The 25,787-nt window shown below is 66.4% G+C and carries 26 protein-coding genes; 13 read left to right on the top strand and 13 right to left on the bottom strand.

Going from position 1 to position 25,787, the window contains the following annotated elements:
• Window positions 1–21 precede the first annotated feature (21 nt).
• Together MUK71_RS15365 and MUK71_RS15360 are read left to right on the top strand one after the other, a co-directional pair.
• Window positions 22–2,547 carry an MMPL family transporter gene (locus MUK71_RS15365; protein WP_227928285.1) on the top strand — a complete coding sequence of 842 codons (2,526 nt, stop codon included), beginning with the start codon at window positions 22–24 and terminating at the stop codon, window positions 2,545–2,547.
• Window positions 2,548–2,694: 147 nt separating this feature from the next.
• Complete coding sequence (locus MUK71_RS15360) at window positions 2,695–3,069, top strand: VOC family protein (protein WP_227928287.1); 375 nt, start codon at window positions 2,695–2,697, stop codon at window positions 3,067–3,069.
• 103 nt (window positions 3,070–3,172) lie between these two features.
• Here MUK71_RS15360 and MUK71_RS15355 read toward each other — a convergent pair whose 3' ends face one another.
• Together MUK71_RS15355 and MUK71_RS15350 are read right to left on the bottom strand one after the other, a co-directional pair.
• A complete protein-coding gene (locus tag MUK71_RS15355; protein WP_227928288.1) occupies window positions 3,173–3,508 on the bottom strand; it encodes a hypothetical protein in 336 nt (111 codons plus the stop codon).
• A 71-nt stretch (window positions 3,509–3,579) separates the two neighbouring features.
• On the bottom strand, window positions 3,580–5,496 hold the full coding sequence (locus MUK71_RS15350) for an ABC transporter ATP-binding protein (protein ID WP_227928290.1): 1,917 nt from the start codon (window positions 5,494–5,496) through the stop codon (window positions 3,580–3,582).
• Between the two features lie 91 nt (window positions 5,497–5,587).
• Here MUK71_RS15350 and MUK71_RS15345 point away from each other — a divergent pair, with 91 nt between their 5' ends.
• Entirely contained in the window at window positions 5,588–6,064 is a 477-nt protein-coding gene (locus tag MUK71_RS15345) for a MarR family winged helix-turn-helix transcriptional regulator (RefSeq protein ID WP_227928292.1), read from the top strand.
• A gap of 639 nt (window positions 6,065–6,703) precedes the next feature.
• Here the strand turns inward: MUK71_RS15345 and MUK71_RS15340 are convergent.
• A complete protein-coding gene (locus MUK71_RS15340; protein WP_227928293.1) occupies window positions 6,704–7,159 on the bottom strand; it encodes a MarR family winged helix-turn-helix transcriptional regulator in 456 nt (151 codons plus the stop codon).
• Window position 7,160: 1 nt separating this feature from the next.
• Window positions 7,161–8,912 carry an MDR family MFS transporter gene (locus MUK71_RS15335; protein ID WP_227928295.1) on the bottom strand — a complete coding sequence of 584 codons (1,752 nt, stop codon included), beginning with the start codon at window positions 8,910–8,912 and terminating at the stop codon, window positions 7,161–7,163.
• A gap of 236 nt (window positions 8,913–9,148) precedes the next feature.
• Here MUK71_RS15335 and MUK71_RS15330 point away from each other — a divergent pair, with 236 nt between their 5' ends.
• A complete protein-coding gene (locus MUK71_RS15330) occupies window positions 9,149–10,531 on the top strand; it encodes a DUF2254 domain-containing protein (RefSeq protein WP_227928297.1) in 1,383 nt (460 codons plus the stop codon).
• Between the two features lie 319 nt (window positions 10,532–10,850).
• On the opposite strand, the gene MUK71_RS15325 is transcribed toward MUK71_RS15330, so the two are convergent.
• Complete coding sequence (locus tag MUK71_RS15325; protein WP_227928299.1) at window positions 10,851–11,612, bottom strand: sulfite exporter TauE/SafE family protein; 762 nt, start codon at window positions 11,610–11,612, stop codon at window positions 10,851–10,853.
• Window positions 11,613–11,682: 70 nt separating this feature from the next.
• Window positions 11,683–12,273, bottom strand: a complete 591-nt coding sequence (locus tag MUK71_RS15320) for a rhodanese-like domain-containing protein (protein WP_227928301.1) — start codon at window positions 12,271–12,273, stop codon at window positions 11,683–11,685.
• A gap of 129 nt (window positions 12,274–12,402) precedes the next feature.
• Here MUK71_RS15320 and MUK71_RS15315 point away from each other — a divergent pair, with 129 nt between their 5' ends.
• Window positions 12,403–12,660: a metal-sensitive transcriptional regulator gene (locus tag MUK71_RS15315; RefSeq protein ID WP_227902944.1), complete on the top strand. Its 258-nt coding sequence runs from the start codon at window positions 12,403–12,405 to the stop codon at window positions 12,658–12,660.
• Window positions 12,661–12,718: 58 nt separating this feature from the next.
• Here the strand turns inward: MUK71_RS15315 and MUK71_RS15310 are convergent, their stop codons facing one another.
• The gene (locus tag MUK71_RS15310; RefSeq protein ID WP_227928303.1) at window positions 12,719–14,116 is read right to left on the bottom strand and encodes an MBL fold metallo-hydrolase; all 1,398 of its coding nucleotides are present in this window, start codon (window positions 14,114–14,116) and stop codon (window positions 12,719–12,721) included.
• A gap of 174 nt (window positions 14,117–14,290) precedes the next feature.
• Between MUK71_RS15310 and MUK71_RS16355 the strand changes: the two genes are divergently transcribed.
• Together MUK71_RS16355 and MUK71_RS15300 are read left to right on the top strand one after the other, a co-directional pair.
• Complete coding sequence (locus MUK71_RS16355) at window positions 14,291–14,485, top strand: DUF8730 family Cys-rich protein (RefSeq protein WP_227902942.1); 195 nt, start codon at window positions 14,291–14,293, stop codon at window positions 14,483–14,485.
• A gap of 49 nt (window positions 14,486–14,534) precedes the next feature.
• Window positions 14,535–15,107, top strand: coding sequence for a GNAT family N-acetyltransferase (locus MUK71_RS15300; RefSeq protein ID WP_227928305.1), 573 nt, complete (start codon window positions 14,535–14,537; stop codon window positions 15,105–15,107).
• Here the strand turns inward: MUK71_RS15300 and MUK71_RS15295 are convergent.
• Both MUK71_RS15295 and MUK71_RS15290 read right to left on the bottom strand, forming a co-directional pair.
• Window positions 15,104–16,225, bottom strand: coding sequence for a saccharopine dehydrogenase family protein (locus MUK71_RS15295; RefSeq protein ID WP_227928307.1), 1,122 nt, complete (start codon window positions 16,223–16,225; stop codon window positions 15,104–15,106). The genes MUK71_RS15300 and MUK71_RS15295 overlap by 4 nt on opposite strands.
• Window positions 16,222–16,632 carry a VOC family protein gene (locus MUK71_RS15290; protein ID WP_227928308.1) on the bottom strand — a complete coding sequence of 137 codons (411 nt, stop codon included), beginning with the start codon at window positions 16,630–16,632 and terminating at the stop codon, window positions 16,222–16,224. Before MUK71_RS15290 ends, MUK71_RS15295 begins: the two co-directional genes overlap by 4 nt.
• 80 nt (window positions 16,633–16,712) lie before the next feature.
• On the opposite strand from MUK71_RS15290, the gene MUK71_RS15285 reads away from it, so the two are divergent.
• The gene (locus tag MUK71_RS15285) at window positions 16,713–17,837 is read left to right on the top strand and encodes a serine hydrolase domain-containing protein (RefSeq protein ID WP_227928309.1); all 1,125 of its coding nucleotides are present in this window, start codon (window positions 16,713–16,715) and stop codon (window positions 17,835–17,837) included.
• 4 nt (window positions 17,838–17,841) lie between these two features.
• On the opposite strand, the gene MUK71_RS15280 is transcribed toward MUK71_RS15285, so the two are convergent.
• The 3 genes from MUK71_RS15280 to MUK71_RS15270 all read right to left on the bottom strand — a co-directional run bounded on the left by MUK71_RS15280 (window position 17,842) and on the right by MUK71_RS15270 (window position 20,617).
• The gene (locus MUK71_RS15280; protein ID WP_227928310.1) at window positions 17,842–18,465 is read right to left on the bottom strand and encodes a maleylpyruvate isomerase family mycothiol-dependent enzyme; all 624 of its coding nucleotides are present in this window, start codon (window positions 18,463–18,465) and stop codon (window positions 17,842–17,844) included.
• A 114-nt stretch (window positions 18,466–18,579) separates the two neighbouring features.
• A complete protein-coding gene (locus MUK71_RS15275; RefSeq protein ID WP_227928312.1) occupies window positions 18,580–19,239 on the bottom strand; it encodes a response regulator transcription factor in 660 nt (219 codons plus the stop codon).
• A 43-nt stretch (window positions 19,240–19,282) separates the two neighbouring features.
• Window positions 19,283–20,617: a sensor histidine kinase gene (locus tag MUK71_RS15270; RefSeq protein ID WP_227928314.1), complete on the bottom strand. Its 1,335-nt coding sequence runs from the start codon at window positions 20,615–20,617 to the stop codon at window positions 19,283–19,285.
• Between the two features lie 136 nt (window positions 20,618–20,753).
• On the opposite strand from MUK71_RS15270, the gene MUK71_RS15265 reads away from it, so the two are divergent.
• From MUK71_RS15265 to MUK71_RS15245, 5 genes are all read left to right on the top strand, one after another.
• Window positions 20,754–21,557, top strand: a complete 804-nt coding sequence (locus MUK71_RS15265; protein WP_227928316.1) for a MerR family transcriptional regulator — start codon at window positions 20,754–20,756, stop codon at window positions 21,555–21,557.
• Between the two features lie 514 nt (window positions 21,558–22,071).
• Window positions 22,072–22,734, top strand: coding sequence for a hypothetical protein (locus MUK71_RS15260; RefSeq protein ID WP_244802795.1), 663 nt, complete (start codon window positions 22,072–22,074; stop codon window positions 22,732–22,734).
• A gap of 272 nt (window positions 22,735–23,006) precedes the next feature.
• On the top strand, window positions 23,007–23,405 hold the full coding sequence (locus MUK71_RS15255; protein WP_227902935.1) for a (R)-mandelonitrile lyase: 399 nt from the start codon (window positions 23,007–23,009) through the stop codon (window positions 23,403–23,405).
• 42 nt (window positions 23,406–23,447) lie between these two features.
• A complete protein-coding gene (locus MUK71_RS15250; protein WP_227928320.1) occupies window positions 23,448–24,293 on the top strand; it encodes an aldo/keto reductase in 846 nt (281 codons plus the stop codon).
• A 5-nt stretch (window positions 24,294–24,298) separates the two neighbouring features.
• Window positions 24,299–24,541 (top strand): hypothetical protein, encoded by a 243-nt coding sequence (locus tag MUK71_RS15245; protein WP_227902933.1) that lies wholly within the window; start codon window positions 24,299–24,301, stop codon window positions 24,539–24,541.
• A gap of 70 nt (window positions 24,542–24,611) precedes the next feature.
• Here the strand turns inward: MUK71_RS15245 and MUK71_RS15240 are convergent, their stop codons facing one another.
• Window positions 24,612–25,781 carry a DUF4232 domain-containing protein gene (locus tag MUK71_RS15240; RefSeq protein ID WP_227928321.1) on the bottom strand — a complete coding sequence of 390 codons (1,170 nt, stop codon included), beginning with the start codon at window positions 25,779–25,781 and terminating at the stop codon, window positions 24,612–24,614.
• Window positions 25,782–25,787: the final 6 nt, after the last annotated feature.

The following is a 25,787-nucleotide window of genomic DNA, read 5'->3' as shown; positions in this document are numbered from 1 at the left end:
ATAAAAGGACAGACCCTCAAAATGGCTGAATTCCTCTACCGCCTCGGTGCCGCGGCTGCCCGCCGCGCGAAAACCGTGCTGGCGGCATGGATCGGAGTGCTTGTGGCTGCCGGAGCGGCGTTTTTGCTCTTCGGCGGCACGCTTGCCACCGGCTTCTCCATCCCTGACACCCCCACCACACAGGTCACCAACCACCTGCAGGAAAAACTCCCCGAGGCTTCCGGCGGCTCCGGCTCCGTGGTGGTCCAGACCGAGGACGGCTCCGCCTTCACCGACGAGCAGAAGCAGGACATCTCCGCGCTGATCGCTGATGCCTCGGAGATCGACGGCGTGGAAACCGTGGTTGACCCGTTCGCCACCGAGGCGGACCGCGCCGCGCAGGCGCAGCAGCTTCAGGACGGCCAGGCCCAGGTTGATGCCGGCCGCCTCCAGATCGAGCAGGGACGCACCCAGCTCGAGGACGGCCAGGCCCAGCTTGACGCCGCCCGGCAGCAGGCTGAAGCAGCCGGCGCCCCGGCCGAAATGATGGCACAGCTGGACGCCCAGCAGGCCACCCTGGATGCCAGCCGTGCCGAGCTGGACGCCAAGAGCGCCGAGCTTGAAGCCGGCGCCGTCCAGGCTGAACAGGGTGCTGAACTGCTGGAAATGGCCGCCGACATCCGCACCGTGTCCGAGGACGGCAGTGCGGCAGTGGTCAACGTTGTCTTCAGCGAGACCCAGATGGAGGTGGAACAGGAAACCAAGGACGCACTGGTCGCAGCCTTTGAGGATGAGCCTATCGACGGGGTCAAGGTGGACTTCTCCGCCGAAGTTTCCGCCGGGGTCCCCAGCATCCTGGGAGTCGGCGAGGTAGTCGGCCTGGCGGTCGCCGCCGTCGTGCTGGTGGTTATGCTGGGAACCTTCATCGGTGCCGGCCTGCCGCTGGTCACCGCGATCATCGGTGTGGGCATTGGTGCCGCCGGTGCGCTGGCCTTCTCCGGCGTCGTCGAAATGGCCTCCGTTACCCCCATCCTCGGCGTGATGCTCGGCCTGGCCGTGGGCATTGACTATGCCCTGTTCATCGTCAACCGGCACCGCCGCCAGCTCAAGGCCGGCTACAGCCTGTCCGAATCCATTGCCCTGGCCAACGGAACCTCCGGCAACGCCGTGGTGTTCGCCGGCACCACAGTGTTCATTGCCCTGCTGGCGCTGAACATTACCGGCATTCCCTTCCTGGGCCTGATGGGCACCGTGGGCGCGGCCTGCGTCGCCATTGCGGTTCTGGTGGCCACCACCCTGACACCGGCACTGCTCAAGCTGGCCGGCATGAAGATCCTCAGCCGCAAGGAGCGCGCGGCACGGGAAAAGGACCACGGTGCCTCGGCCTCGGCCGGCAAGCCGGAAACCATTCCGGTAAAGCAGATGTCCACGGTGCGCGCTGCGCTCACCGTAGTGCTCTCGATCGCTGGCCTGCTGGTCATCGCCATCCCGGCCCTGGACCTGCGCACCAACCTTCCCGACGGTTCCTCCGAAGCCCACGACACCACACAGTACCGGGCCTACGAAGCCGTTTCGCAGAAGTTCGGCGAAGGCCAGAACGGTTCGCTGCTGGTGGTCGCGGACCTGCCCGGCAACCCGGACGAGGAAGAAATGCTGGTGGCGCAGGGCGAGGTTGCCCGTACTCTCTTCGACCAGGACAACGTGGCGGCCGTGGCTCCCATCGGCTCCTCCGAAGACCGCACCGTCACTGCCTTCCAGGTCATCCCGGAGGAGGGTCCCACCAGCGAATCCACCCAGGAACTGGTGCACACCCTGCGGGACCTGTCTCCGCTCGAGACCGAAAACGGTGACGTGAAGCTGGGCGTGGCCGGAACCGCCAGCGGCAACATCGACATCTCCGAGAAGCTCTCCGAAGCGCTGCCGATCTACCTGGGCGTAGTGGTGGGACTGTCCCTGCTGATCCTGATCCTGGTCTTCCGGTCCATCTTTGTTCCGGTGATCGCGACGCTGGGCTTCATCCTGTCCTACTTCGCGGCCATCGGCGGCGTGGTGGCCATCTACCAGTGGGGCTGGCTGGCCGGCGTGTTCGGCGTGGAGACGCCGGGCCCGGTACTGAACTTCCTGCCGACCATCCTGGTGGGCATCCTGTTCGGCCTGGCCATGGACTACATGCTCTTCCTGGGCTCGGGCATGCGCGAAGCCTTCGTTCACGGTTCCCCGGCCCGGGTGGCCGTAATGCAGGGCTTCCGCGCCGGCCGTTCAGTGGTCACGGCGGCCGCGATCATCATGGTCTCCGTGTTCGGCGGCTTCATCTTCTCGCACAGCACCATGATCCGGCCCATTGGTTTCGCCCTGGCCTTCGGTGTGCTGGTGGACGCGTTTGTGGTGCGGATGCTGCTGATCCCGGCGCTGATGCACCTTGCCGGCGACAAGGCCTGGTGGCTGCCGAAGTGGCTGGATAAGATCCTGCCGGACGTCGACGTTGAGGGGGCTTCCCTGGAACGTGCCCACCCGCACGCCGAGGAGCAGCCGGCGTCGGACGGCGTCGAAACCCCCGTGCGCAGCTAGTCTGACCGGATAGCCACAACGGCAGGTGCCGCTTCCCGAACGGGGAGCGGCACCTGCCGTTTCCGTTTGGATGGAGCGGAAGCATGGCGGGGCAGCTCCGGGCATTGGGTCTAGCCGAACGCAGCAAAGGGCCCTAGGCTTCCGGCCATGGCTATTGCACGCAACCCCACCACTGTCCTTGACTGCCCCGACGCGGTTGCCCTCGCCACCTTCTACGGTGCCCTGCTCGACTGGAAGGTGAACCTGCACGAGGATGGCCCGGACGGCGACTGGACGGACATCGCCGACGACGCCACCGGCCAGCGCTACTGCTTCCAGCAGGTGGAGAACTACACCCCGCCGGTTTGGCCCGAACAGGACATTCCGCAGCAGATGCACATTGACGTGGACGTTGATGACCTGGATGAGGGAGAAGCCGCCGTGCTGCTCCTCGGCGCCACCAAGCACGCGTATCAGCCGGGGAAAAGCTTCCGGGTCTTCCTGGATCCGGCCGGGCACCCGTTCTGCCTCTGCCAGGGCTAACCGGCGAGTCTTGGCCCACTTCGAACTTCTACGTCCGTTTTAAGCTTTTTCGCCCGGTTTAAACCGGACGAAAACCTGCAAACCGGCCGTAGATTCTTCAGGGCTAGCGAACGCTGCTGAGGTTGCAGCTCTCATCGAGCCGGTCCAGGGCTTTCCTGTCGTCCTCGGTAGGCTCACCGCCGTCAGGACCTGCCGAGATGACCTTCCCGGCGGTCCTGATGTCGTCCTTCAGCGTGTCCGAACTCTTCCGCGCAAGGTCGTTGAACTGCTTGCCGATGTCCGCCAGGACCTCATCCGCGGGCTCACTGTTAGGGAAGTCGGCCACGATGGCACGAAGCTCCAGGCAGGTATCCTCCGTGCTCAAGGCCGGCGATGAGCAGGCACTCAGGCCGCAAACGGCGACGGCGGCCAAGGCGGCTGCTGCGACGGCTTTCTTCATTTCTTCCCCCATGGACGGCTGGCCGGAGTCCGGCAGGGTCCAGTGTACGGGTCACCTGGAACGGGGGCTGGTTAATGCCCGGGCTGCAGTGCCCCGCCTGCCGGTGCGGCATCCTCCAGCCCGGCACTGTGCGCGGCCAGGCGGGCATACGGGCCGTCCCCGGCCCGCAGCTCGGCCGGGGCGCCGCGCTCCACGATCCGGCCGGCGTCGAGCACTACCACCTGGTCCGCGTTCTCCACGGTGGAGAGCCGGTGCGCAATGGTCAGTGTGGTCCGCCCGGCAGCGAGCCGCTCCAGCGCGGCCTGAACCTGCGCTTCGGTGGTGTTGTCCAGCGCCGAGGTGGCCTCGTCCAGCACCAGCACCGGAGGATTGCGCAGGATGGTGCGGGCAATCGCCAGGCGCTGCTGCTCGCCGCCGGAGAAGCGGTGGCCGCGTGCACCCACCAGGGTGTCCAGGCCCTCGGGCAGGGCACCCACGGTATCGGCCATCCGGGCGGCGGCCAGGGCGGACCACAGCTGCTCATCGGTGGCGTCGGGATCGGCCAGGAGCAGGTTCTCCCGCACCGAGGCGTGGATCAGATAGGTCTCCTGGGAAACGACGCCGACAATCCGGGCCAGGTCCCCGGGCGCTATCTCACGTACGTCCACACCGTCAATGAGCACCGTGCCGGCGGTAGCGTCGTTGAGCCGCGGCAGCAGCGAGGCGAGGGTGCTCTTGCCGGAGCCGGTGGATCCGACGACGGCGGTGGATGTCCCGGCCGGAAGCGTCAGGTCGATGCCGTGCAGGACCTCCGCGCCGTCGTCGTACGCGAAGCGCACCCCCTCGAACCGGACCTCACCGCGCACCGTGGCGGGATCCAGCCGGACAGGCTTCGCGGCAGGCCGGATCCCCGGGACCAGGTCCAGATATTCAAAGATCCGGCTGAAGAACGCCAGGGCCGTCACCCACTGCACACCGATGTTCAGCAGGCCCATCACCGGACGGAAGATGGCTCCCTGCAGGCCGGTGAAGGCGACCAGGGTGCCGATGGTCATGCCGCCGCTGGTGGCCGGGAAGCCTGCGGCCAGGTAAATGACTGCGGGAATCGCGGCGAAGACCATCTGCATGGTGGCCATCCGCCAGCGCCCGGCCAGCTGGCTGCGCAGTTCCAGTCCCACCAGTTTTTCGGAACGGTTGCGGAACCGCTCCGCATCCCGCGGACCGGTGCCCAGGGTTTTGGCCAGGCGCACGCCGGAAACGGAGAGGCCTTCCTCCACCTGCGTGTGCAGGGCGGCCAGTTCGCGCTGGCGTTCGTCGGTGACCTCGCGGCGGATCTTCGCGACCCGGCGGGAGAGCCAGATGGCCGGCGGCAGCACCACCAGCGAGATCAGGCTCAGCCCGGGGGAGAGGGCGACCATTGCGACGGCGGTGGCCACCGCCGTCGTGAGGTTGGAGGCGACTCCGGTGGCGGTGGTGGTGACCACTGACTGCATGCCGGAAATGTCGTGCGTGAGCCGGGACTGCACCTCCCCGCCGCGGGTCCGGGTGAAAAAGCCCAGCGACTGCGCCTGCAGATGGGTAAAGAGGTTCACGCGCAGGGTGTGCATTACGCGCTGGCCCATTTTGGTGGCCAGCCAGGTCTGCACGACGCCGATCACGGCGGTCACGGCGGCAACCGCCACCATGGAGGCGGTCAGGACGGCCAGCAGCCGGATGTCCTGCTGCGGCAGCGCGTTGTCGATCACCCCTCGGACCAGGAACGGCTGGGCCAGGTTGACCACGGAGGAAGCACTGATGAGCAGCACAACGACGGCGATGGTTCCCTTGTGCGGGGCGAAAAGCGCCGCGATACGGCGCAGGGAGACGGGGTGCTGTTTCAGCTGTTTTTTATCCGCCGGGTTGAGCTTTGCGGGACCGCGGCCACCGCCTGGTGTGCCTGCTGCGCGCTCGCCGCGGGGTGCACCTGATCCGCCGCCGGGACGGCCCGTGTCGATGCCGGGTATAACCATGGATCCTCCTGACGCTGCCGGGAACGTACACGGCAGCTATTGCAGAGGTTACCTCACTATGTGGTTACAGCGAAATGGGTACACTGAAACCATGACTGATGTCCCTGCCGATCCGGCCGCCTTGGGTGAACTGATGCACTCCGCGTTCCGGGGCCTGCGGAAGCGATGGATGTTCCAGCTGGCACCGTTCGAGCTGACTCCGCACCAGTTCCGGGCGCTAAACGCTGTCGGCCGGGCGGCGGATCAGGCTGGAAGCCCCGAAGGTGCCGCACCCGGTCTGCGCCTGAAGGAGCTGGCCGAGCGGCTGCACATCGCGCCGCGCTCGGCTACAGAGGTGGTGGATCAGCTCACCGCCAAAGGGCTGGTGGACCGCAGCGCCCACCCCGCGGACCGGCGGGCCACCCTGCTGACGCTGACCGGTGCGGGGGAGGAGCTGCGCGAAAAGGTGCTGGCGGATCGCAAGCGCGAGGCGGACGAGTTCTTCTCGGTACTGGAGCCGGGGGACCGGGCCGAGCTCGCCCGGATCCTGGGGGAGCTGGTGCCGGTAAAGAGAAACACGGATACGTGAGGACTCGTGCCCGATGTAACTGCTAATCGGGCTATTCCCCGCATAGAATGTGGAGTCGATTTTCTCTGGGGGAGGGATGCGCTGTGGCATCTGCAGGACCGAAGTGGCAGTGCTTGATTTGTCAGAAGACCTTGGTCGGAAAGCCTTTGAATGGTTTGGCAGGCAAGCATTCTGGTGGCGCTGGTGAGTTATGCAGCGGAAGTGGCCGACCGGCCTTCAATGGATCAAAACGCGCGAAACAGGGATCCAGCGTGAAGCCAAAAAGGACAAGTCAGCGACAACCGCAAGTCTCTGAACGTAGACGGTCCAGGGCTGGCGCTAAAGCACCAAACAATCCGCGTGTAGTGGTTGTCAGGGAGCGTCCGGAGGTATTGCCGCTGCCAGGCAAGAGGCCCAAGTCCGGAAAAGAAGTATTTAAGAATCCAAACAATCTAAGTGCGGGAGAGCTGCACTGGTCAACATTCCGAGATGCGCCCAGTCAAGACCTAGAGACAGACGCAGGCTGGCGGAGAGTGAGGCTAGGTGCTCCCCAAGGGAGTGGGAAGCGCCGCTAACAATCCGATGTGTTGGGGATGGTGCGACCTGAGCACGGCAGCGGTCGGCAGCCCGAAGGCCGCCGGCCGCCGCATCTCAAAAGACCTAGTCCCGCTCGTTGAGCTTGTTCAACAGCTCCGAGAGCCGCTCCACCTCGTCGGGGTGCCAGGTTTCCAGCCGGTCCCGCAGCCGGGAGCGCTTGGCGGAGTGGGCGGACTCGAACCGGGCCCGCCCCTCGGCCGTCAGGGTCAGCAGCTGCGCCCTTCCATCAGCGGGGTCGGAGCGCCGGCATACCAGTCCCAGCGATTCAAGCTGGGAAACGGTGCGGCTCAGGAGTGCCTTATCCACCTGCAATGTTTCCGCCACGGCACCCTGCTGGCATTCCGCACCCTGGTAAAGGGTCATCAGGACAGTGAAGCCCAACGGCTGCAGCGAAGGGTGCACGGCCAGGGCGGATTCCTTGAAGGTGCGCCGCGCAGCCGCCAGCATGTGCGCGAACTGACGCTCCACCTCCTCGATCGAGGACTTCGCAGCGGCCTCCCCGGGAGCCGGCGCCGTCATGCTAGTTCCCCCGCTTTCCGGCCGGAAGGTCCGGATTCTGTCCGGCGGCTGCCTCGGCGTCGGAAGCTATGCGGGCGGCGGTGTCGCCCGGAGTTTCCTCCGGTGTTTCAAGGGCGGGCGCACCGCTGACTGCAGTGGCGGCGGCTTTGGCGGATTCTTCGGCCTGCATTTTTTCGTGGCGCGTCATGCTGCCTAGTTCCAGGTTCGGCAGGAACAGCACGGCGAGCAGAGTTAGCACGCCCAGCGGGGCGGCAATCATAAAGATGTGCGCCACCGACGAGCCGTAAACCGATTCCACAATCACGCGCACCGATTCAGGCAGGGCGCTGACCGCTGGAATGCTGCCGGAGGCCAGGGAGGCAGCAATGTCCTTGCCCTGGTCGCCGAGGGCGGCAATGGCGCCCATCAGCTCGCCCTGCTTTTGTGCCATCCGGTCGGTGACCTGGGTGGCCAGCACGGCGCCGAGTGCGGAGACGCCGATGGTGCCGCCGATGGTGCGGAAGAAGTTGATGCCGGAGCTGGCCACGCCGAGGTCGCGGGTGGGCACATCGTTCTGCACCACCAGGACCAGGTTCTGCATGACCATGCCGACGCCGGCGCCAAGCAGGAACATGTAGAGCGAAACCAGCCAGAAGTTGGTGTCGTATTCAATGGTGCCCATCAGCACCAGAGCCACGGTGAGGATGACCGACCCGGAAACCACGTAGGCCTTCCACTTGCCGGTCTTGGTGATCATCTTGCCCACAATGGTGGAGACGACCAGCAATCCGCCCATCATCGGAATGGTCATGATGCCGGACATTGTTGCTGAAGCGCCGCGGGCCAGCTGCATGTACTGGGACAGGAACACGGAGGTGCCGAACATGGCCACGCCGACGGCGAGGGAACCGATCACAGAGAAGGTGAAGGTGCGGTTGCGGAACAGTGTGAGCGGAATCAGCGGCTCGGAGGACTTCAGCTCGACGGCCACGAAGGCGGCCAGGCCCACGAGGGAGCCGCCGACCATCCAGGCGGTGGCGGCACTGATCCAATCAAAGTCGGTGCCGACCAGGGAGACCCAGATCAGCAGCACGGACACCGATGCCGCGAGCAGCACAATGCCGGCGTAGTCGATGGTGACCTTGCGCTTCTTCAAAGCGGGAAGGTGCAGGGTCTTCTGGATCATGAACAGTGCGACGGCGGCCAGCGGCACCGCGATGTAGAAGTTCCAGCGCCAGTTGGCGAAGTCAGTGATGACGCCGCCGATCAGCGGTCCGCCCACGGTGGAGAGGGCCATCACCGCACCGAACAGGCCCATGTAGCGGCCGCGTTCACGCGGGGAGATGATGTCCGCCATGATGATCTGCGTCAGTGCGCCGAGTCCGCCGGCACCGATGCCCTGGATCACGCGCATGGCAATCAGCCAGTCGGTGTTCTGCGCGAAACCGGCTGCTGCACTGGCCACGATGAAGATGATCAGTGCCAGCTGCACCAGGACCTTGCGGTTGAGCAGATCCGCGAGCTTGCCCCAGACCGGGGTGGAAACCGCAGTGGCCAGCAGGGTGGCGGTGACCACCCAGGTGAAGGCCGCCTGGTCGCCGTCGAGGTCGGAAATGATCACCGGCAGCGAGGTGCTCACCACGGTGCTGGCCAGCATCGAGACGAACATGCCCAACAGCAGGCCGGTCAGGGCCTGAAGGACTTCGCGGTGTTTGCGTTTGGCCGCGGCTTCGGCCTCGGCGCGGGCATCCTGCAGGGCAGGGGAGACGGACATGCATACTCCAAATTGGTTGACTCAGGTCAAAGGTTGATTTAAGTCAACTATAGTGCCCGGCAATGCTGCAGGGTGCTCGCTTAGCGGTGGTTGTGAGGGATCTAACGGGCGGTTGTTGGCGACGTCGTCGGCTGCCCGCTCGTTTAGGCGCATCTGGTGGCGGCCGGGAAGTGGAGCCCCGCCACGAAGCCGGGCAGACTGGGATCCAGAGTAGTCCTGCGTTCAGAGGGGTCCCCATGGCTAAGCCCGTCCACGGTGCAACCACCGTTCCGCCCGATCCCCGTGGCCCGGAGCCGCGGCTCCGGTTCTCGCGGGAGGGGCTGCGTGCGTCCTTATGGTTTTGGCCCAGCTGCGCCTCGCTTGCAGCGCTCGTGGTGTCCCTGTTGCTAATGCAGGTCCGCCCTGGGGATGACGCTGCCTGGGCGCAGTGGATCTGGCCCGCCGGCGTCGAGGCCGCGTCCAGTCTGCTGCAGACTGTGGCCACCAGTGTGATGACCGCGGCCACTGTGACGTTCTCGCTCACTGTGGTGGCGCTGCAGCTGGCCTCACAGCAGTTCTCTCCGCGGTTGCTGCGTGAGTTTGCCCGGGATGTGCGCACCCAGGCGGTCCTGGGTGTACTGCTCGGCACATTCCTGGTCAGCATCACCGGGCTGCACGGGATGGATCCGGGCCGGCCGGTGCCGGTGCTGGTGGTCGGTCTGGTCTACGTGCTGGGCATAGCCTCCGGGATTGTGCTGCTGCTGTTCATTGGGCATATTGCCCGCTCGCTGCGCGTGGACACCATGATGCGCAACGCGCACCAGGGTTGCCTGACGGTCCTGCGGGAAACCTATCCGCTCTCCGAAACGGGTGAGGTGCAGGAATTTGAGCAGCCCGAGGGCGGAACGCTGGTGTCCGTGGGGCGCAGCGGTATTGTGCAGGCCGTGGAGTGGAAACCGCTGATGACGGTATTGCAGCAGCACCGGTTGAGCATGCGGGTGATGGTTCAGCCGGGTGACCATGTCACCTTCGGGTCACCGGTGGCGCGGGTGTGGGCCGACGACGGCGGGGAGGTGACGCTGCCGGCGGTGCGCAAGGCGCTGGCGGAGGCCTTGGAGATTGGTTATGAGCGGACGCCGGAGCAGGATGCGGCTCTCGGGCTGCGGCAGCTGACCGATATTGCGGTGAAAGCCATTTCTCCCAGCATCAACGATCCCATTACTGCAGCCCATGCCGCCGGTTATTGCGCGGATCTGCTGGTGGATCTGCAACGCCGCAGGCTGGGCGCTGAAGCGCACCGTGATGCCGAGGGGGTGCAGCGGCTGGTCACGGAGGGCCGGGACTACCGGTACTTCCTGGACCTGGTCTGCGGTCCGGTGCGCCGCTATGCCCAGTCGGAACCGATTGTGCTGACGGCGGTGCTGCGCCTGCTGCGGGACTGCGCCGCCACGGCCGTCAACGACGGGCAGCGGGAGGAAATCCGCCGGCAGAATTCGCTGGTGCTGGAGACTGTCCGCGGCGAAATGGTGGTGGCTGATGAGGAGGAGATCCGCGATATGGGCCGTCGGGTCGAGGAGGCCCTAGCCGGAGACCTTGACGCTGCCTTCACTGACCGGGCCGGAGAAACCCGGTCAGTGTGAAGCGCAGGCAAACTGTGCCGCAGGATGTTCCCAAAATGGCGGGAGCATCCCGAACCGATCCATTTCCGGGGCTGAAGATCGTTCGACGCGCCCAAGATCCCACGGAGTGTGGCTGGAGTTTCGGATGGGGAAACATCTGCACCACTTGCACCAGAGCGTGGGAAAATCTGTTCCACGGAAGGCAACAGCGCATCCAATCTGCAAAATTTTCAGACTAGCTGCCGAAACCAGTAAATCTTGCGGACTCGATCCAACCGCTGAGCACAAAAGGACCGGCCGTGGCAAGCGCCCCGGCCGGTCCTTTTGCTGCTGCTCCGGCTCAGCGGAGGCCCAGCAGCTCCTGGGCCAGGACGAAGATGCCCATGACCAGGACAAAGATGCCGAACCCGCGCCGCAGTGCAGCTTCCGGGATGCGTCCGGCCAGCCGGGCGCCGATGAGCGAACCCAGGATGGCGGCGACGGTGACAGCTGCGATCAGGGGCCAATTTAGGGACACCGTGGTCAGGTATCCGCCAAGGCCTGCGAAGGACTTCATGGCAATGACCACCAGCGAGGTGCCCACGGCCACCGGCATGGACAGTCCGCCCAGCAGTGCGAGGGCGGGCACCACCAGGAAGCCGCCGCCGGCACCCACGAGGCCGGTGACCAGGCCGACGACCAGGCCCTCGAAGATCACCTTGCCGACGCGGAGTTCACCGTCACCTGCCGCCTTCACGGTTTTGCGTCCGCGAATCATGGCTGCAGAGGTGGCCACCATCATCAGGGCAAAGGCGATCATCAGGATGGTGCCGGGGATCCGGCCACCCAGCAGTCCGCCGCCAAAGGCGCCCACCATGCCGGCCGCGCCGAAGATCAGACCGGTACGCCATTTCACCCGGCCCTTGCGGGCGTGCCCGATGGCACTGACTGCCGAGGTTACGCCTACTACGAACAGGGAGGAGGCGATCGCTTCACGCGGGCTGAGGCCGGCAACGTAGGTCAGGATGGGGACGGTCAGGATGGAACCGCCGCCGCCGAGCAGGCCGAGCGAAAGGCCGATCAATACGGATAGCAACAGGGTTGCCGCGAGGGCGAGGGTCATGGTGGGTCCTAGGGTTGAAGCGGCGGCGGGCAGCGGCCGTCCGCACAAAGCGGTGTCCGCTGCGGCGGGGCTAGCGGGAAGCGGGCAGCTGCCCGATGGCGGACTGTGCGGTGGGCTCGGCGGCAGTCTTGTTCCAAGGCATCTTGGCCAGGACCTGGCCCATGGCACAGGTATTGGTTGCGGCCGAGAAGGCCAGCCCGGCACCGATCCCTCCGGCAAGGAAGCGGACCTTGGGGGAAACGAACCGGCCCCCGGCAAGCCCGGCAACAACGAGCGTGCCTGCCGCCATGCGGACCTGGCGTTCCAGCGACCAGCGCTGGGCGCCGCGGACAACCTCGCCGCCGGCGGCGGCAAAGGCGGGTACACCGCCATTGAGGACCATTGCGCGCTCGACGCCGGCGCCTGCCAGGTGCCCGCGTGCCTGTTCGGCACGGACTCCGGATTGGCAGACGAGCACTACGCTGCCACCGAGGCGCTCGGCCAGTGTGCCGGTGTGCTCGGAGAGCAGGGGAAGGGGCACGTTGTAGGAACCGCGGATGTGCAGGGATTCAAATTCGGCAGCGGAGCGGACATCGATGATGACCAGATCTTCAGAGTTGCCGGTCATTTCCAGCAATGCTTCGGCGTCGAGTTCGGATACGGCGGGAAGTGCGGAGGCCATATGGTCTCATTTCTTATGGTTGTGTTGCTGTTGTGGTGCTTTGGATTGATGCGGTTTGGGGTGCCCGCCACTGCTGTCCGGTAAACCCCCGGGGGTATACTGGAGCAAGAAATCTACCGAGGAGTGTCCATGCAGCTCGATAACACTGAACTTGCCCCCGTCGTCAACCGGCTCAAGCGCGCGCAGGGCCAGCTGGCCGCCGTCACCCGGATGCTCGAGGAAGGCCGGGACTGCAAGGACATCGTCACGCAGCTCGCCGCCGTCTCGAAGGCCCTGGATAAGGCCGGATTCGCGATTATTGCTGCCGGGCTGGAACAGTGCCTGACCAGTGAGGATGGCTCCATGGACAAGAAGGATCTGGAAAAACTCTTCCTCTCCCTGGCCTGACGGGCGCGGGGAAGGGGGTGCTTCGCAATGTGGAGCACCCCCTTTCTTGTGCTCCGGGTTAGGCCGGCTGCGCGGCCTTCCACTGCGACCAGCCTGCGTAGCTGCCTTCAAGCTCAACGACGTCGAAGCCGGCGCGGCGCAGGGCGCTCGCGGCCACGGAGTTGCGCACCCCGCTCTGGCAGTAAGTCACGATGGCGCCGTCTGCTGGCAGCTGATCCAGGTTCCACAGCACCCGGCCGGCACTGAGCTGGTCTGATCCGGGAATATGTCCGTCCGCGTGTTCGGTCTTGTTGCGGACGTCCAGCACCAGGGCGGTGTCGAAGTTCTCCAGTTCCTCCGGGCTGATCCGCTTCGGCGTGGTGGTCGGCAGTCCGTCCAGGCTGGTGGTGTAGCCGGCCACGCGGTCAATGCCCACGCGGACCAGGTGGTCCCACATTTCCCGCGCGGCGGCGCCGTCCTCGGCCAGCAGCACCAGCGGGCGGTCATCCGTTTCCGGATCCACTGCCCAGGCGCCGAAGCTGGCGGTTTTTTTGCCTGCGGGGATATTCACTGAACCGGTGACGGTTCGCTCATGCACTGCAGTGTGCGGCCGGGTGTCTACGAAGGTGATGCTGTCCTGTGCGAGCCGGCCGGCGACGTCGTCGGACGCGAGCTCTTCCAGGTCAGGGCGCTCGCCCATAACGTCCGGACCCTGGCGGTTTTCACGCTTCATCCGGCCGAAGTAGGCGTGGGCGTCGGGCTGTCCGTTGAGCAGCTCGTCCACAAAACCCTGCTCGTCGCCGGCTTCAACGTACGGACCCCACCAGGCATACAGCCGTTCGTAGCCCACTGTGGTGGACGGGAGCGCGCCCAGGGCCTTGCCGCAGGCGCTGCCGGAGCCGTGGCCGGGGTAGACCTGGACATGGTCCGGCAGGGTCACGAACTTCTCCTGCAGGCTGCGGAAAATCTGCCGAGCACCCTCGAAACGGGTGTCGACGCCGCCGGCGGCCTCATCCAGCAGGTCCGGACGGCCCAGGTCGCCGGAGAACACGAAGTCGCCCGAGAGCAGGTAGCCGGGGTCCTTGCTGAAGGCGCCGTCGGTGACCAGGAAGGACAGGTGTTCCGGGGTGTGGCCGGGGGTGTGCACTGCCTTCAGCATGATGTTGCCAATGCTGATGGCGTCGCCGTCATGGAGGCGCTCCGCCGCGAAGCGGTACTGCCAGTCCTCTCCGCCTTCGCCGGAAACGTACATTTCGGCGCCGGTGGCGGCAGCCAGTTCCCGCGTGCCGGAGAGGTAATCGGCGTGGATATGGGTTTCCGTCACTGCCACGATGCGCATGCCGTTGGCGGCAGCAAGTTCCAAATAGGTGTCGATGTCCCGGCGGGCGTCAACGACGACAGCTTCGCCCTTGCGCTGGCAGCCGATGAAATAGCTCGCCTGGGCCAGGTCCTCGTCATAGATGCGTTCGAGCAGCATGTTGTCTCCTTTGGTTGCCGTTGGACACCCCCGGGGGTATCCGATCCGCTCCCACGCTAATACCCAAGGGGGTATAGCTGCAACTTGCCGGACGTGGCTTTGCATACCCTAGGGGGTATCTGTCAGGATGGTCGAACCAAGACTTTTCCATCGATCCGAAACGGAGTTCGAACAATGTGCAGGGCAGCTACATGCAGGAAGTGCGGAAAGACCACCTGGGCAGGATGCGGCAACCACGTGGACCAGGTGATGCGTAATGTGCCCAAGGGTGAGCGCTGCACCTGCAGCGCAAATGCAGGCAAGACGGCTGTAGGTGCCCAGCCTTCCGGCGGCAGCAGCTGGCTCGGAAAGCTGTTCGGCCGCAAGTAGGTGCCTCCGCCTCCGGGACACGCAGGCACGGCCGTGGCAGGCTGTGCCTATGGAAACCAGCACCGGAATTCCGCCGTGGCCCGCGGTTGAACCCTCCAGTGGCAGCATCCGGCTCCGTCCGTTCCGGGACGAGGACGCCGGCATGGCCGTGGACCTTGCCCAGGACACCTACATCCCCACTGTGGGCAGCCTGCCGGCACGGGCAACCCATGAACAGGCACTGGACTGGCTCGAACGCCAGCGGTATATGCATGTCCGGGGAACCGGGTACTCCTTCGCCATTGCCGACGCCGCCACGGACCGGGCCATCGGCCAGATGGGCCTGTGGGGCTGGGAACTGCAGCAGGGCCGCACCCAGGCCGGCTATGCAGTGGTGCCGGGTGAGCGGGGTGCAGGTGTCGCCGCCCAGGCACTCACCGCGCTGCTGGCATTTACCTGGAGCATCCCGGAGGTGCACCGCGTGGAGCTGTATATCGAACCATGGAACACCGCGTCCTTCCGCAGTGCAGAACATGCCGGTTTTGAGCGGGAGGGGCTGCTGCGCAGCTACATGGAAATCTCCGGGCAGCGCCGGGACGTGCTCATTTATTCGGCAATACGGAACGGCGAAAAGCCCGCCTAGCCGCGGCGGGACTCTACCGGGACCAGGCCCAACGCGGCGCATCCCCTGGTGAGTCCGTCGAGGCCGAAGGCATCCAGGGGGCCGGCCACACCGGGGGTGAGATCCTGACGGTCGCGCAGCTGCTCGGCTCCCCATGCGATCAGCTCACCGGTCAGGGTGTAGACGTTCGGGCCGGTGAGCTGCACGGCGGCCAGCAGGTTTCCGTCTGTGCCCGTCACCGTGGCTACCACCTGGGTGCGTGTTTTTGCCCGCTGGCTGCTGTCCGGCCCGCCCGGTTTTCCGAGCATCGGCGCGGTAAGTCTCTCCAGCAGGCGGCGGCCCCGGGCGGAGCGGGCCATCGTGTGGGAGGCGGCGGACATCAGGCTTATTGCCCGGCTGAGGTCGGCAAACCAGCCGTTGTACACCGACACGGCGTCCAGCTGCGGGAAGGCCTTTGGCAGGAAAAGAACCTCCGTTCCCGGTACAAGGAATCCCGCCTTACGGCTACGGCGCGCCCCGCTCACCGGGAAATCGTGGACCTCAGCCGCTGCACGCTCTTCGACCAGGCGGCCGTTGGCAAAACGCACGGCGGGCAGGAACAATCCGTCGCGCATGGTGGCCCGGGTGCCCTGGCTGAGCCCCGGGTTTAGCGCGCCGGCAGTGAAATAGCCGACGTCGAGCTTTCGCCCGGCATCTCCGGCCTGCTGCGCCGCCATGGCGCCGGCCAGGATGCCCGGCACATAGTCATAACCGAAGGCCGGCAGCAGCACGGCACCGGTGTCCTGCGCCTGCCGGTGGAACCGCTCCTGCAGTGTGCGGACAAACCCCACCTCACCGGTGGTGTCGATGTACCGGGCGCCGGCCCGCACGGCTGCTTCGGCCACCGGCAGGCCGACGCGTTCGAACGGTCCCGCGGTGGTAATCAGCACGTCACCCGGATCCAACAGGCGGCGGACGCTGGCCGGGTCGGTCGCGTCTGCCGCAGCGAACTCCAGCCCGCCGTGTTCCTCAGCCAGTCCGGCCAGCGCATCAGTATTGCGTCCGGCCAGGACGGGCCGCAGACCACGCCGGAACAGTGCCCCCAGGACCAGCCCGCCGGTATATCCGGTGGCGCCGAGCAGGACAATGCGGCCGCTCATTTTGTCTCCTCCGGTTCGGGTTCGTATCCGATCAGCCAGTGCAGTCCGTATTGGTCGATGACCTGCCCGTCCGATGCCCCCCACGGCTTGGGTCCGAGCGGATCCACGATCCGCCCGTTGGCGGCGAGGAGGTCAAACCACTCGTGCAGACGCGCCGGCTCAGCGGTGCCGAGGAGCGAGAGCATCATGCCCTCCATCCGGACACTGGTCCCAGGCAGATCCGCATCCGCCCCGGCCAGTGAAACGACGCCGTCCAGCATCCCGTGCGCAATGGCGTCCGGCGCTCCTCCGCTGCCGAACTCCGCGTTGGTGTGCAGGGACAGTTCACCGCCGAAGATCCGGGCGTAAAACGTGAGGGCTTCGCGGGCAGTTGCCGGGAACAGGACATAGACCAGGGGCGCCGTCATGGCGGACAGCATACATACCTGAACCCGCCGCAGCGCCAGTGCCCGTTGACTCTCCGGCGGCACCGGCGGACAGTGGACCCATGCCAGGCATCGGCGCACCGCTGTGGGAGAAGCTGTCCGAGACCGTTGAGTCAGGATGGTGCCCCGGGCTGGTTGCCGGTATCCGGGTGAACGGGCAAACCGAAGTGTTTGCCACCGGATCGCTGGATTTTGGGCAGGCGGTGCCCATGGCCGAAGACACCCCGTTCCGCATCTCCTCGCTCAGCAAGCTCTACGGCGGCGCCCTGGCGTTGAGCCTGGTGGCGGACGAAACGCTGGGGCTGGAAGAGGACGTGTCCCGTATGCTGCCGGCGCTGGGCCACCTCCGGGTGCTCGCGACTCCGGATGCACCGCTGACCGTCTCGGTTCCAGCCCGCGGCCCGATCACCGTTCGGCACCTGCTGACCTTCACCGCCGGGCTCGGTGTCGACTTTGCTCCGACTCCGTACGCTGCCGCCACCAGGGACCTGCTGTGGGGGCCGAACCCGCCGGACTTTACGCCGGAGGAGTATCTGGCCCGGATTACTGCCCTGCCGCTGGCCCATCAGCCGGGTGAGCGCTGGATGTACCACGCGTGCGCGGATCTGCTCTCGGTGGTGCTGGCCAAGGCAGCCGATGCATCGGTGGGCGAGCTGCTGCAGGAGCGGATCAGCGAACCGTTTGGCCTGAGCGGCACGGGGTTTCCCACCGGGGCGGAAACCTTCCCCGCTGTCTACCAGGAAGTGAACGGCAGGCTGCAGGAAGCGGCACTCTACCGGGACGCCATGGCGGTGCCGCCGAAGTTCGAATCCCTGGCCGGCGGCATGGTGTCCACGGTGCCGGACTACCTGCGCTTTCTGGCCGGGTTGGCCGACGACGTCGTGCTGCCCGCGGATCTCCGGGAACAGATGACTGATGACCAGCTGACCTCGCCGCAGCGCGAAGGCATGATCGAAATGTCCGGTCCGGATGAGTCCTGGGGCTTTATGACCGCAGTGCAGACCGGGCTGGGGGCGCACTGGTCCGAACCCGGCATGTGGGGCTGGGCGGGCGGATCGGGGACGAGCGCAGCGGTCTATCCCAACGGGGATATCGGCGTGGTGTTCACCCAGCGCTTTATGAGCGGGCCACAGGATAATTTCGACTACTTCTGGGAGCCGTTCGCGGCGTTGCGCCAAAGCCTGTAGGAACTCACCAGGGGGCCAGGGTCGGCGCGGCATCCAGCGGTCCGCGGCCGGCGAGCCAGGCCATGAACGTCTGCCGGTCCGCCGCCGTAGTGAGCCGTTCCGGAACGGTGGCCAGCAGCACCGGAAGGTCCCATGCCACATACTCCTCCGGCCAGTCCTCCGGTCCGTAGCCGAGACCCAGATCCGCGTGGTGCATTTCCACCTCGCGCAGCCGGTGCGCCGGGCATTCCACCACCCCGTAATGCTCCCCGCCGAGGAAGTGGCCGTTCGGGAAACCGGCCTCACCATATCGGGTCAAAACGGCCTCGAGCGCTTTTTGGCTGGCTGCGAGATCGCTGATGATCTCCGGTGCTGACCTGCCGGACCCGGCTTCGATCTCATCCTCGCGCTGCGCCGTGCCGCCGGGGTACTTGGGGAGATCGAGACCCTCCAACGCCCCGGAAAGGCGCCGCCCGATCCCATCGGCATTGCGGGCCAGATGGGTGAGGACATGCCCGACCGTCCAGCCGGGCAGCAGGCTTGGCGCACGGACGTCGTTGTCGGCCAGGCCGGACACGGAACGCATCAACCGCTCCTGCGCTTCGATGCACAGCTCGGCTGCCCGTCCCGGATTGCTGTCGAGAGTCATAATCACACCGTCCTTCACCCGGCATGACCGGGATTACCATTACGCCGCCAGCCTAGCCGCAGGATGCCAGGGAGGGGCAGCAATGACCGCCGATGCGATGTGGGTTTACGCAGGCTAGGCCGACTGCAGGTACGCCAACACCGCGAGCACGCGCCGGTGGTCCGCCGGACTCTGCTGCAGGCCCAGCTTGGCGAAGATGGAGGTGATGTTCTTTTCCACCGCACCGGCGGAGAGGAACAGGGTGCTGCCGACGGCGGCATTGGTGCGGCCCTGCGCCATCAGCTCCAGCACCTCCGTCTCGCGCGGCGTCAGCCGGTCCAGGTCCGAACGGTGCCGGGAAGCGCCCATCAGCTGCTGTACCACCTCGGGATCCAGCACCGTCTCACCGCGCGCCAGCCGCGTCAGGGCATCAAGGAAATCACCGACGTCGGCCACCCGGTCCTTGAGCAGATACCCGACGCCGGCAGGAGTACCCGCCAGCAGCTCCGCGGCATACCGTGTCTCCACATACTGCGACAGCACCAGCACACCCACGCCCGGATGGGTGCGACGCAGCGTCAGTGCTGCCCGGATGCCCTCGTTGGTGAAGGTGGGCGGCATCCGGTTATCCAGCACCACGACGTCGGGCAACTCGCCGCCGTCCGCGCCGTTCAGGGCGGCGATCAGGTCCGCGGCATTGTCGACGGCGGTGCCCACCTGGTGTCCGCGGCCGGTGAGCAGCTCGGTCAGGCCAACGCGCAGCAGGGTGGAGTCCTCGGCCAGCGCTATCCTCATGCGGCAGCCGCGGCAGGGCAGGGGAGGTCGGGGTGCGCCGGAGTCATGCCTTCGAGGATAGCGGAAGCTCCACCGTGATCCGTGTGGGCCCGCCCGCCGGGGAATCGATCTCCAGCCAGCCGTCCACAGATCCGGCCCGCTCCTGCAGCCCGGCCAAGCCGGTGCGGTTGCCGTCGGCGGTGCGGCGGCCGACGGCGGCGCCGCCGCGTCCGTCATCGGTGACGATCAGCAGCAGCCCCTCGCCGTCGTTGTGCGCAGTGACGCTGATGTCGATCCGGGTGGCACGGGCGTGGCGGACGGCATTGGTCACCAGCTCCGCCGCGCAGAAATAGGCAATTGCTTCGATGGCCGGGTCCGGCCGGCGGGCCAGGGCATAGGCCACCGTAACGGGCAGGGCGGCACCGGCGGCCAGGGTTTCCAGCGCGGTGTCCAGGCCATCCTCCAAGGCGGCGGGACGGATGCCGCGGGCCAGGCCGCGCAGGTCGGTCAGGGCTTCCTTCGCGGTGCCGTTGGCGCTGTCCAGCAGGGCCAGGACCTCCGGATCGGCGTCTGCGGAAGCGAGGCGCTCGCGGACATCGCCCACCTTCATGGCGATGGCCACCAGTTGCGCCTGAGTGCCGTCGTGGAGGTCGCGTTCAATCCGCCGAAGCCGCGCATCGGCGTCGTCCACGGAGGCGCTGCGGGACTGTTCCAGCGTCCGCACCCGCAGGCTTGAAGCCGTCGGTGTCAGCAGCGCCGCGGCCAGCAGGGCCTGCAGCCGGGCGGTGACGTTGTTGACCCAGGGCCAGACGAAGAACAGGATCAGCAGCCCGGCGCCCGCATAGATCCACTGCCACATGGGGGTGTCGGCATAAACCTCGGGGAAGACCTGGGTGCCCCGGTGCCAGGAACCGTCGGCACTTTGCTGCAGCGGGATGAACCGGTACCAGAACCAGTGCGTGACGCCGCCGAGCCCTAGCGCCAGGAACGTGGTGCTGAAGGTGAATGCGATCAGCGAGAGGACAAAAGAGACCTCCATATGCACAATCGCCCGCCAGCCGGCCCCGTCAGTCAGCCCGCTGCGGAGGAAGCCGACGAAACCGCGGCGGGGTGTAAACGGCACCGGCGCCTGCAGATCGGTGCCCAGCAGGTGTCGCGCCAGGCTGCGGTTGAGGCTGCCCCAGCCGCGGGCACCCACAATCATGGCCGCCGGAATCACGAGTCCCGCCCAGGAGAACGCCAGCGAGGCGCCAAGGGACACGGTGGCCACTGCGTAGGTAAAGGCGAGCGGTGTCAGCACCAAGGAAATCCAGTGATGGCCGAAAGCGCGCCAGGTTTCCCCGCGGAAGAGGGCCGGGACGCCGTTTCGGCGGGAGGCGGCGGGCAGTGATTGCGTCATGATCCAAGTCTGCCGGTGCCCGGAGGCCTGCGGACACCGGGCGCGCCGCCGGGCCGGGGTAGGGAAAACCCCCGTTATGAAGCCGATCGGAGGCGATACTTGACCCTGACACAGTGGCAGAGAAGAGAACTGAAGCATGTTATCCATCGGAGCGTTCGCGCAGATCGGGCAGGTAACCCACCGCATGCTGCGGCACTGGGACACCTCCGGGCTGCTCGTTCCCGCCCACGTGGACGGGTTCAGCGGTTACCGTTCCTACGATCCCGCGCAGCTGGAACGGCTGCACCGGATCGTTGCCCTCCGCCAGCTCGGTTTCGGCCTGGAGGACATTGCCTCCATCCTCGACGCCGGCGTTGACGCCGGCCGGATTGCGCAGCTGCTGCGCATCCGGCGTGCCGAAGTGGAGAACGAACAGCGGACGGCCACCGCCAGGCTCGCCGACGTGGAGCGCAGGCTCCGTCTCATCGAAAAGGAAAATGCCATGTCTCAGATCGAAATCATCTCCAAGCCCCTGCCCGCCCTCCGCCTGGCGGCGCGTACCGCCGCCGTCGCCGAACAGCCGGAGGTGGCCGGCGTCGTCGGACCGCTGTTCGACGCCGTCGGCGCTGCCCTGACGTCCGCCGGAGGAACCCTCGGAACCCCGGTTGCCCAGTACGCCATGGGCGAGGACGGAATGGACATTGTGGTGGGTTTCACCGTCTCCGCGGAGGTGCCGGGGGACCTGCTCACGGTGGACCTGCCCGCGGTCCCTGCTGCCATTTGCGGAGTGCATCTGGGTTCCATGGATCGGATCGGTGACAGCTGGCAGGCGGTGCACGCGGAGATTATCGCCCGCGGTTTCGCGCCCTCGGGTCCGTGCCGGGAGGTGTACCTGCGCTCAGACACCGCGGACCAGCAAAACTGGGTGACCGAGCTGCAGCAGCCGGTGGAACGGCCGTAAGGCAGCCGCGGGCCGGCGGGAGAGCGCCGGCCCGCGGGATCCGGCTGGAAGACAGCAGCCCCATACCTGCGAAAAAATTCGGAACTACCTGAACCAGTATCGGGAAACACCCTATTCCGGTACTTAGGTGCTGCGTAGGCTCGGTCCAGCTAGCAGCAATTCACCCGGTATCTGACACCACTGCCAGGCAGGCGGATTATCGGAACGGACCACTCCCTTACGTTGGCGTTGTGTCCATTCCCCGCCGGGCCTGCATCCGGCCATGCCTGCCGTTCGGTGGGTACGGCTGACGAAGCGCACCCTCGTCGGCAGGAGCATCACCGCCATGAAAAAAATCCGCCAACTCCGTGTCCTGAGTTTCCTAGCAGTTTTTGTGCTCGCTTTCCTTGGAATTGCCGGATCGGCACAGGCAGTGAGCATGCCGACGCAAACGTCCCCCAACCTGGGTGCCGGCAAAGTCAATATTTGCCACCACCCGCAGGGCCAGCCGGAGGGTGTCTACAACTATCAATCCGTGAGTACGTCCAGCGTGTTTGGCGGCAACGGCCATGACAGCCACCAGGGGGACATAGTGCCGCCGTTTGAGGGCTACAGCGGAAGCGCGACATGGCGCGAGGACCCTGTCCGGGCCGCACAGTTCCTGGCCAACGGCTGCTCGGACGCACCACCCACCACCTCGCCCGCCCCCACCCCCTGTCCCACCACGGATACGCCGGTCCCCACGCCGACTACCGCAACGCCGACGCCGTCACCGACCACGGGGACGCCGACGCCGGATCCGACCACGGGGACGCCGACAACGGATCCCACGACGGGGGCACCGACAACGGATCCGACCAGTGGCGCACCGACAACCAGTCCCACCGGCACCGCCTCGCAGGGCGGGGGCGCTGCTGCCGGCGGCGGAGGCGCAGCCAACTGCACCTGCCCGGACGCCGCAGCCGCCATTGCAGCTGCCGAAGCGGCAGGGCTTCCGGTGCCCACCACGGGGCCTGACGGCGCTCTGGTGGACCCCGTCAGCGGTAACACTGTTCAGCCCTGCGCCAGTGCGCTGGCCTACACCGGCATCGAAGAAAGCGGCTTCCCTGTCGGGATGGCGGTCCTTGGCCTGGGCACGTTGGCGGCCGGTGTTGTGGTCATCGCGCTGACCCTCATGCCCCGCGGCCGCCACGGCTAAGCCCGGTGTTTCGCCGGCCGGGATATCTCCGGCCGGAGCACCGGCAGGGGAACACGGCAGCCGGAGCGGCGGGTCTCGCCCGCCCCCGGCTGCCGCTCTTCCTGCGGGGCATAACGGCGCAGCGGGGCTTTCCCCTCCCGCATCGCCAGTAGCCCTTGTAATGTCGAAATCAGGTTTGCGGCCGCAGGCCGGTCCGGCGGTTTGAATCCCGTCCGGTGCCGCGCGAAACCGCCCTGAGCGAAGCCGTTCCCACCCACCGGCAGGGAGATGCCATGCAACTGGAACCACGCCAGCCCAGCACCAAGGGACCCGCCAATATGTTCACGGGCGACGTCTGGTTTGAAGTACTTGCCGCACCGAGGCCGTCCCCGTCCCGGATGCGGGTCAACTGGGTTCATTTCGCCCCGGGCGCCCGCACAGCGTGGCATTCACATGCCGTGGGGCAGACCCTGCATGTGACCGAGGGGTACGGGCTGATCCAGTCCTACGGAGGACTCGTTGTCCACATGCGCCCCGGAGACACCGTGTACACACCGCCGGGGGAGTGGCACTGGCACGGCGCCGGACCGGACAGTTTTATGACGCATCTGGCCATGTGGGAGGCGCCGCCGGTGGGGCCCGAGGCCGAATGGGGAGAACAGGTCACCGACGTGGAATACAGCGCGCGTTAGGCCGCCGGCAGTCGCAGGAACCGCCACCGAAAGGACAACCCGATGGAATACATCACCCTGAACAACGGCGTGGAAATGCCGATCCTGGGTTTCGGCGTCTACCAGGTCCCGCCGGACCAGACCGAAGAAGCCGTCACCAATGCCCTGGCTGCCGGTTACCGCTCACTGGACACCGCGGCGGCCTACCGGAACGAGGACGCGGTGGGGCGTGCCGTGCAGAAGAGCGGCATTGCGCGCAACGAACTTTTCATCACCACCAAGCTGTGGATCCAGGACAACGGGGAAGCCACCACCAGCCGGGCCTTTGAGACCTCACTGCAGAACCTTGGCACCGAATACGTAGACCTCTATCTGATCCACCAGCCCTTCGGCGACGTTTACGGCGAGTGGCGGGTGATGGAACAGCTCTATAACGACGGCGCCGCCCGCGCCATCGGGGTTTCGAACTTCGGCTCGGACCGGCTGGTGGACCTGATCATCCACAATGACGTGGTCCCGGCGGTAAACCAGATTGAAACGAACCCCTTCTACCAGCGCGCCGTCGAGAACCAATTGATGACGGATCGCGGCGTGCGGCATGAATCCTGGGCTCCGTTTGCCGAAGGAAAGAACAACCTTTTCTCGGATCCTACGCTGACGGCCGTGGCCTCCGGACACGGGAAGTCCGTTGCCCAGGTTGTGCTGCGCTGGCTGATCCAGCGGGGGATTGTGGTGATCCCCAAGTCAGTGCGGCCGGACCGGATGGCCGAGAACCTGCAGGTGTTCGACTTCGAACTCAGCCCGCAGGAAATGGCCGCTATCGCCGATCTGGATACCGGGCACTCACTCTTTTTCGACCACCGCGACCCGGAAGCAGTGGCCCGGCTCAGCGGAGTCAGGATGGAGTAGGTTCCGTGGAGAGTTCTGTGTTGTCGCTGTGGTCTTCAGGGTCCGTGCTGTCGATCGGATCGAAGAACTCCGTGCTGTCCATCGGCAGCTTGGGCTCAGCGTGCTCCGTCGGATCCATCGGGTCCTTTGGCTCGGTGCTGGCCGTCGGATCGGCGTTGTCCGTGCTGGCGGTGATGTCCTGGCTTTCGGCCGGATCCATCATGTCCTCGCGCTCCGTGGCCGGCGTGATGGCCAACGGCAAAGCCTGACCGCGTCCCCGCCTGCCAGCCACGGCAAGGGGGCAGGCCCGGGCGACATACGCAGTGCGTGACCGCAGACTTAGCCGGCTGATGCCTCTCCTCCGGCGGGTGTCCAGGCCGTGACTGTCAGGAACCCGGGCTCCGCCAGATCAATATCCGCTTCCAGCTCCTGCCGCAAGGTTCCCGCATAGGGTGCCACCAGCAGCGTCCCCACCCGGACCATGTCCGCCCCGGCGGTGCCGCGCCAGCCGATGGACGCCGTGGCTTCCGCTCCCGGTGCCAGGGTCACCGTATCTGCCCCGGCATCCTCGGTCATCATGGAGCCGCCATGGACGGCGGTGATGCCCATGACCCAGCCGTCGCTGCTTTCAAAATCCAGATCCGGGTACCCCTGTACGGTGCACGTCCGGGTGCCGGTGTTTTCCAGGGTGATCCGGGCGCCGCGGTGTCCGGTGGCCGCATCCCAGCCGCCGATGGACACTGCCACTTCATCGCCGGTGCACCACTGCGGATCGATCTCCGAGACCGCGGCAGCCACCGCTTCCGCGCCATAGACCGTCGGCTCCGGAGTGGGGGTGCTCTCCGGGACCGGTGCCGACTGGGAGGAATCCCGGGCGGTGAGCGGCAGGGTCACCAGCAGGGCAACAGAGAAAAGGGCGAAGGCACCCAGTGCCCATGCCCGCTGCCGCCCCGGGGAAGTGGCCTCACCTGCGGCAGCGTAGCCGCCGCCGTCGTCGTCCCGGTGGCCGTCCTCCGGCTGGGGACGCAGGTAGACGGCAAGAAGCGCAGGCATCCAGCCCCAGCTCACTCCCCAGTACGCGCCGGTCAGCAGCGAGGGGCTGAGCATGTCGAAGATCCACTGCACCCGGCCCAACGGCCATGCCGCGAGGATGCCTGCCGTAGCCAGCACCGCTGAGCCGGCCACGGCTGCCAGGACCACGCTCATCCAGCTGGCCAGGAACAGCGTGCCGCGCGCCGGCCTGCCTGCCCCGGTGCCTGCCGGCAGCAGTGCCAGGGTCAGAGCCGATACCGCCAGAGCCGAGAGCGAGGCCGCGAGGACCAAAGCCGGCCCGTCCAGCAGCGAGCGGATACGGACCGGCATGGTGTCGGGGGCAACCACGGCCGCCAGCCATACCGGTATTCTGCCGTTGCCGGCCGTCAGCAGCGCCTCATACCCCCAGCCCGAAAGCAGCCAGAGCAGCGCCACGGCAGCCGGCAAAAGAAGCGGTTTTACTACTGTTTTCCCCATGGCGGG

It is taken from the genome of Arthrobacter zhangbolii, assembly GCF_022869865.1.
GTDB lineage: Bacteria > Actinomycetota > Actinomycetes > Actinomycetales > Micrococcaceae > Arthrobacter_B > Arthrobacter_B zhangbolii.
The sequence above is the reverse complement of the archived record's forward strand: the minus strand, read 5'-3'. Positions and strand labels throughout refer to the sequence as shown.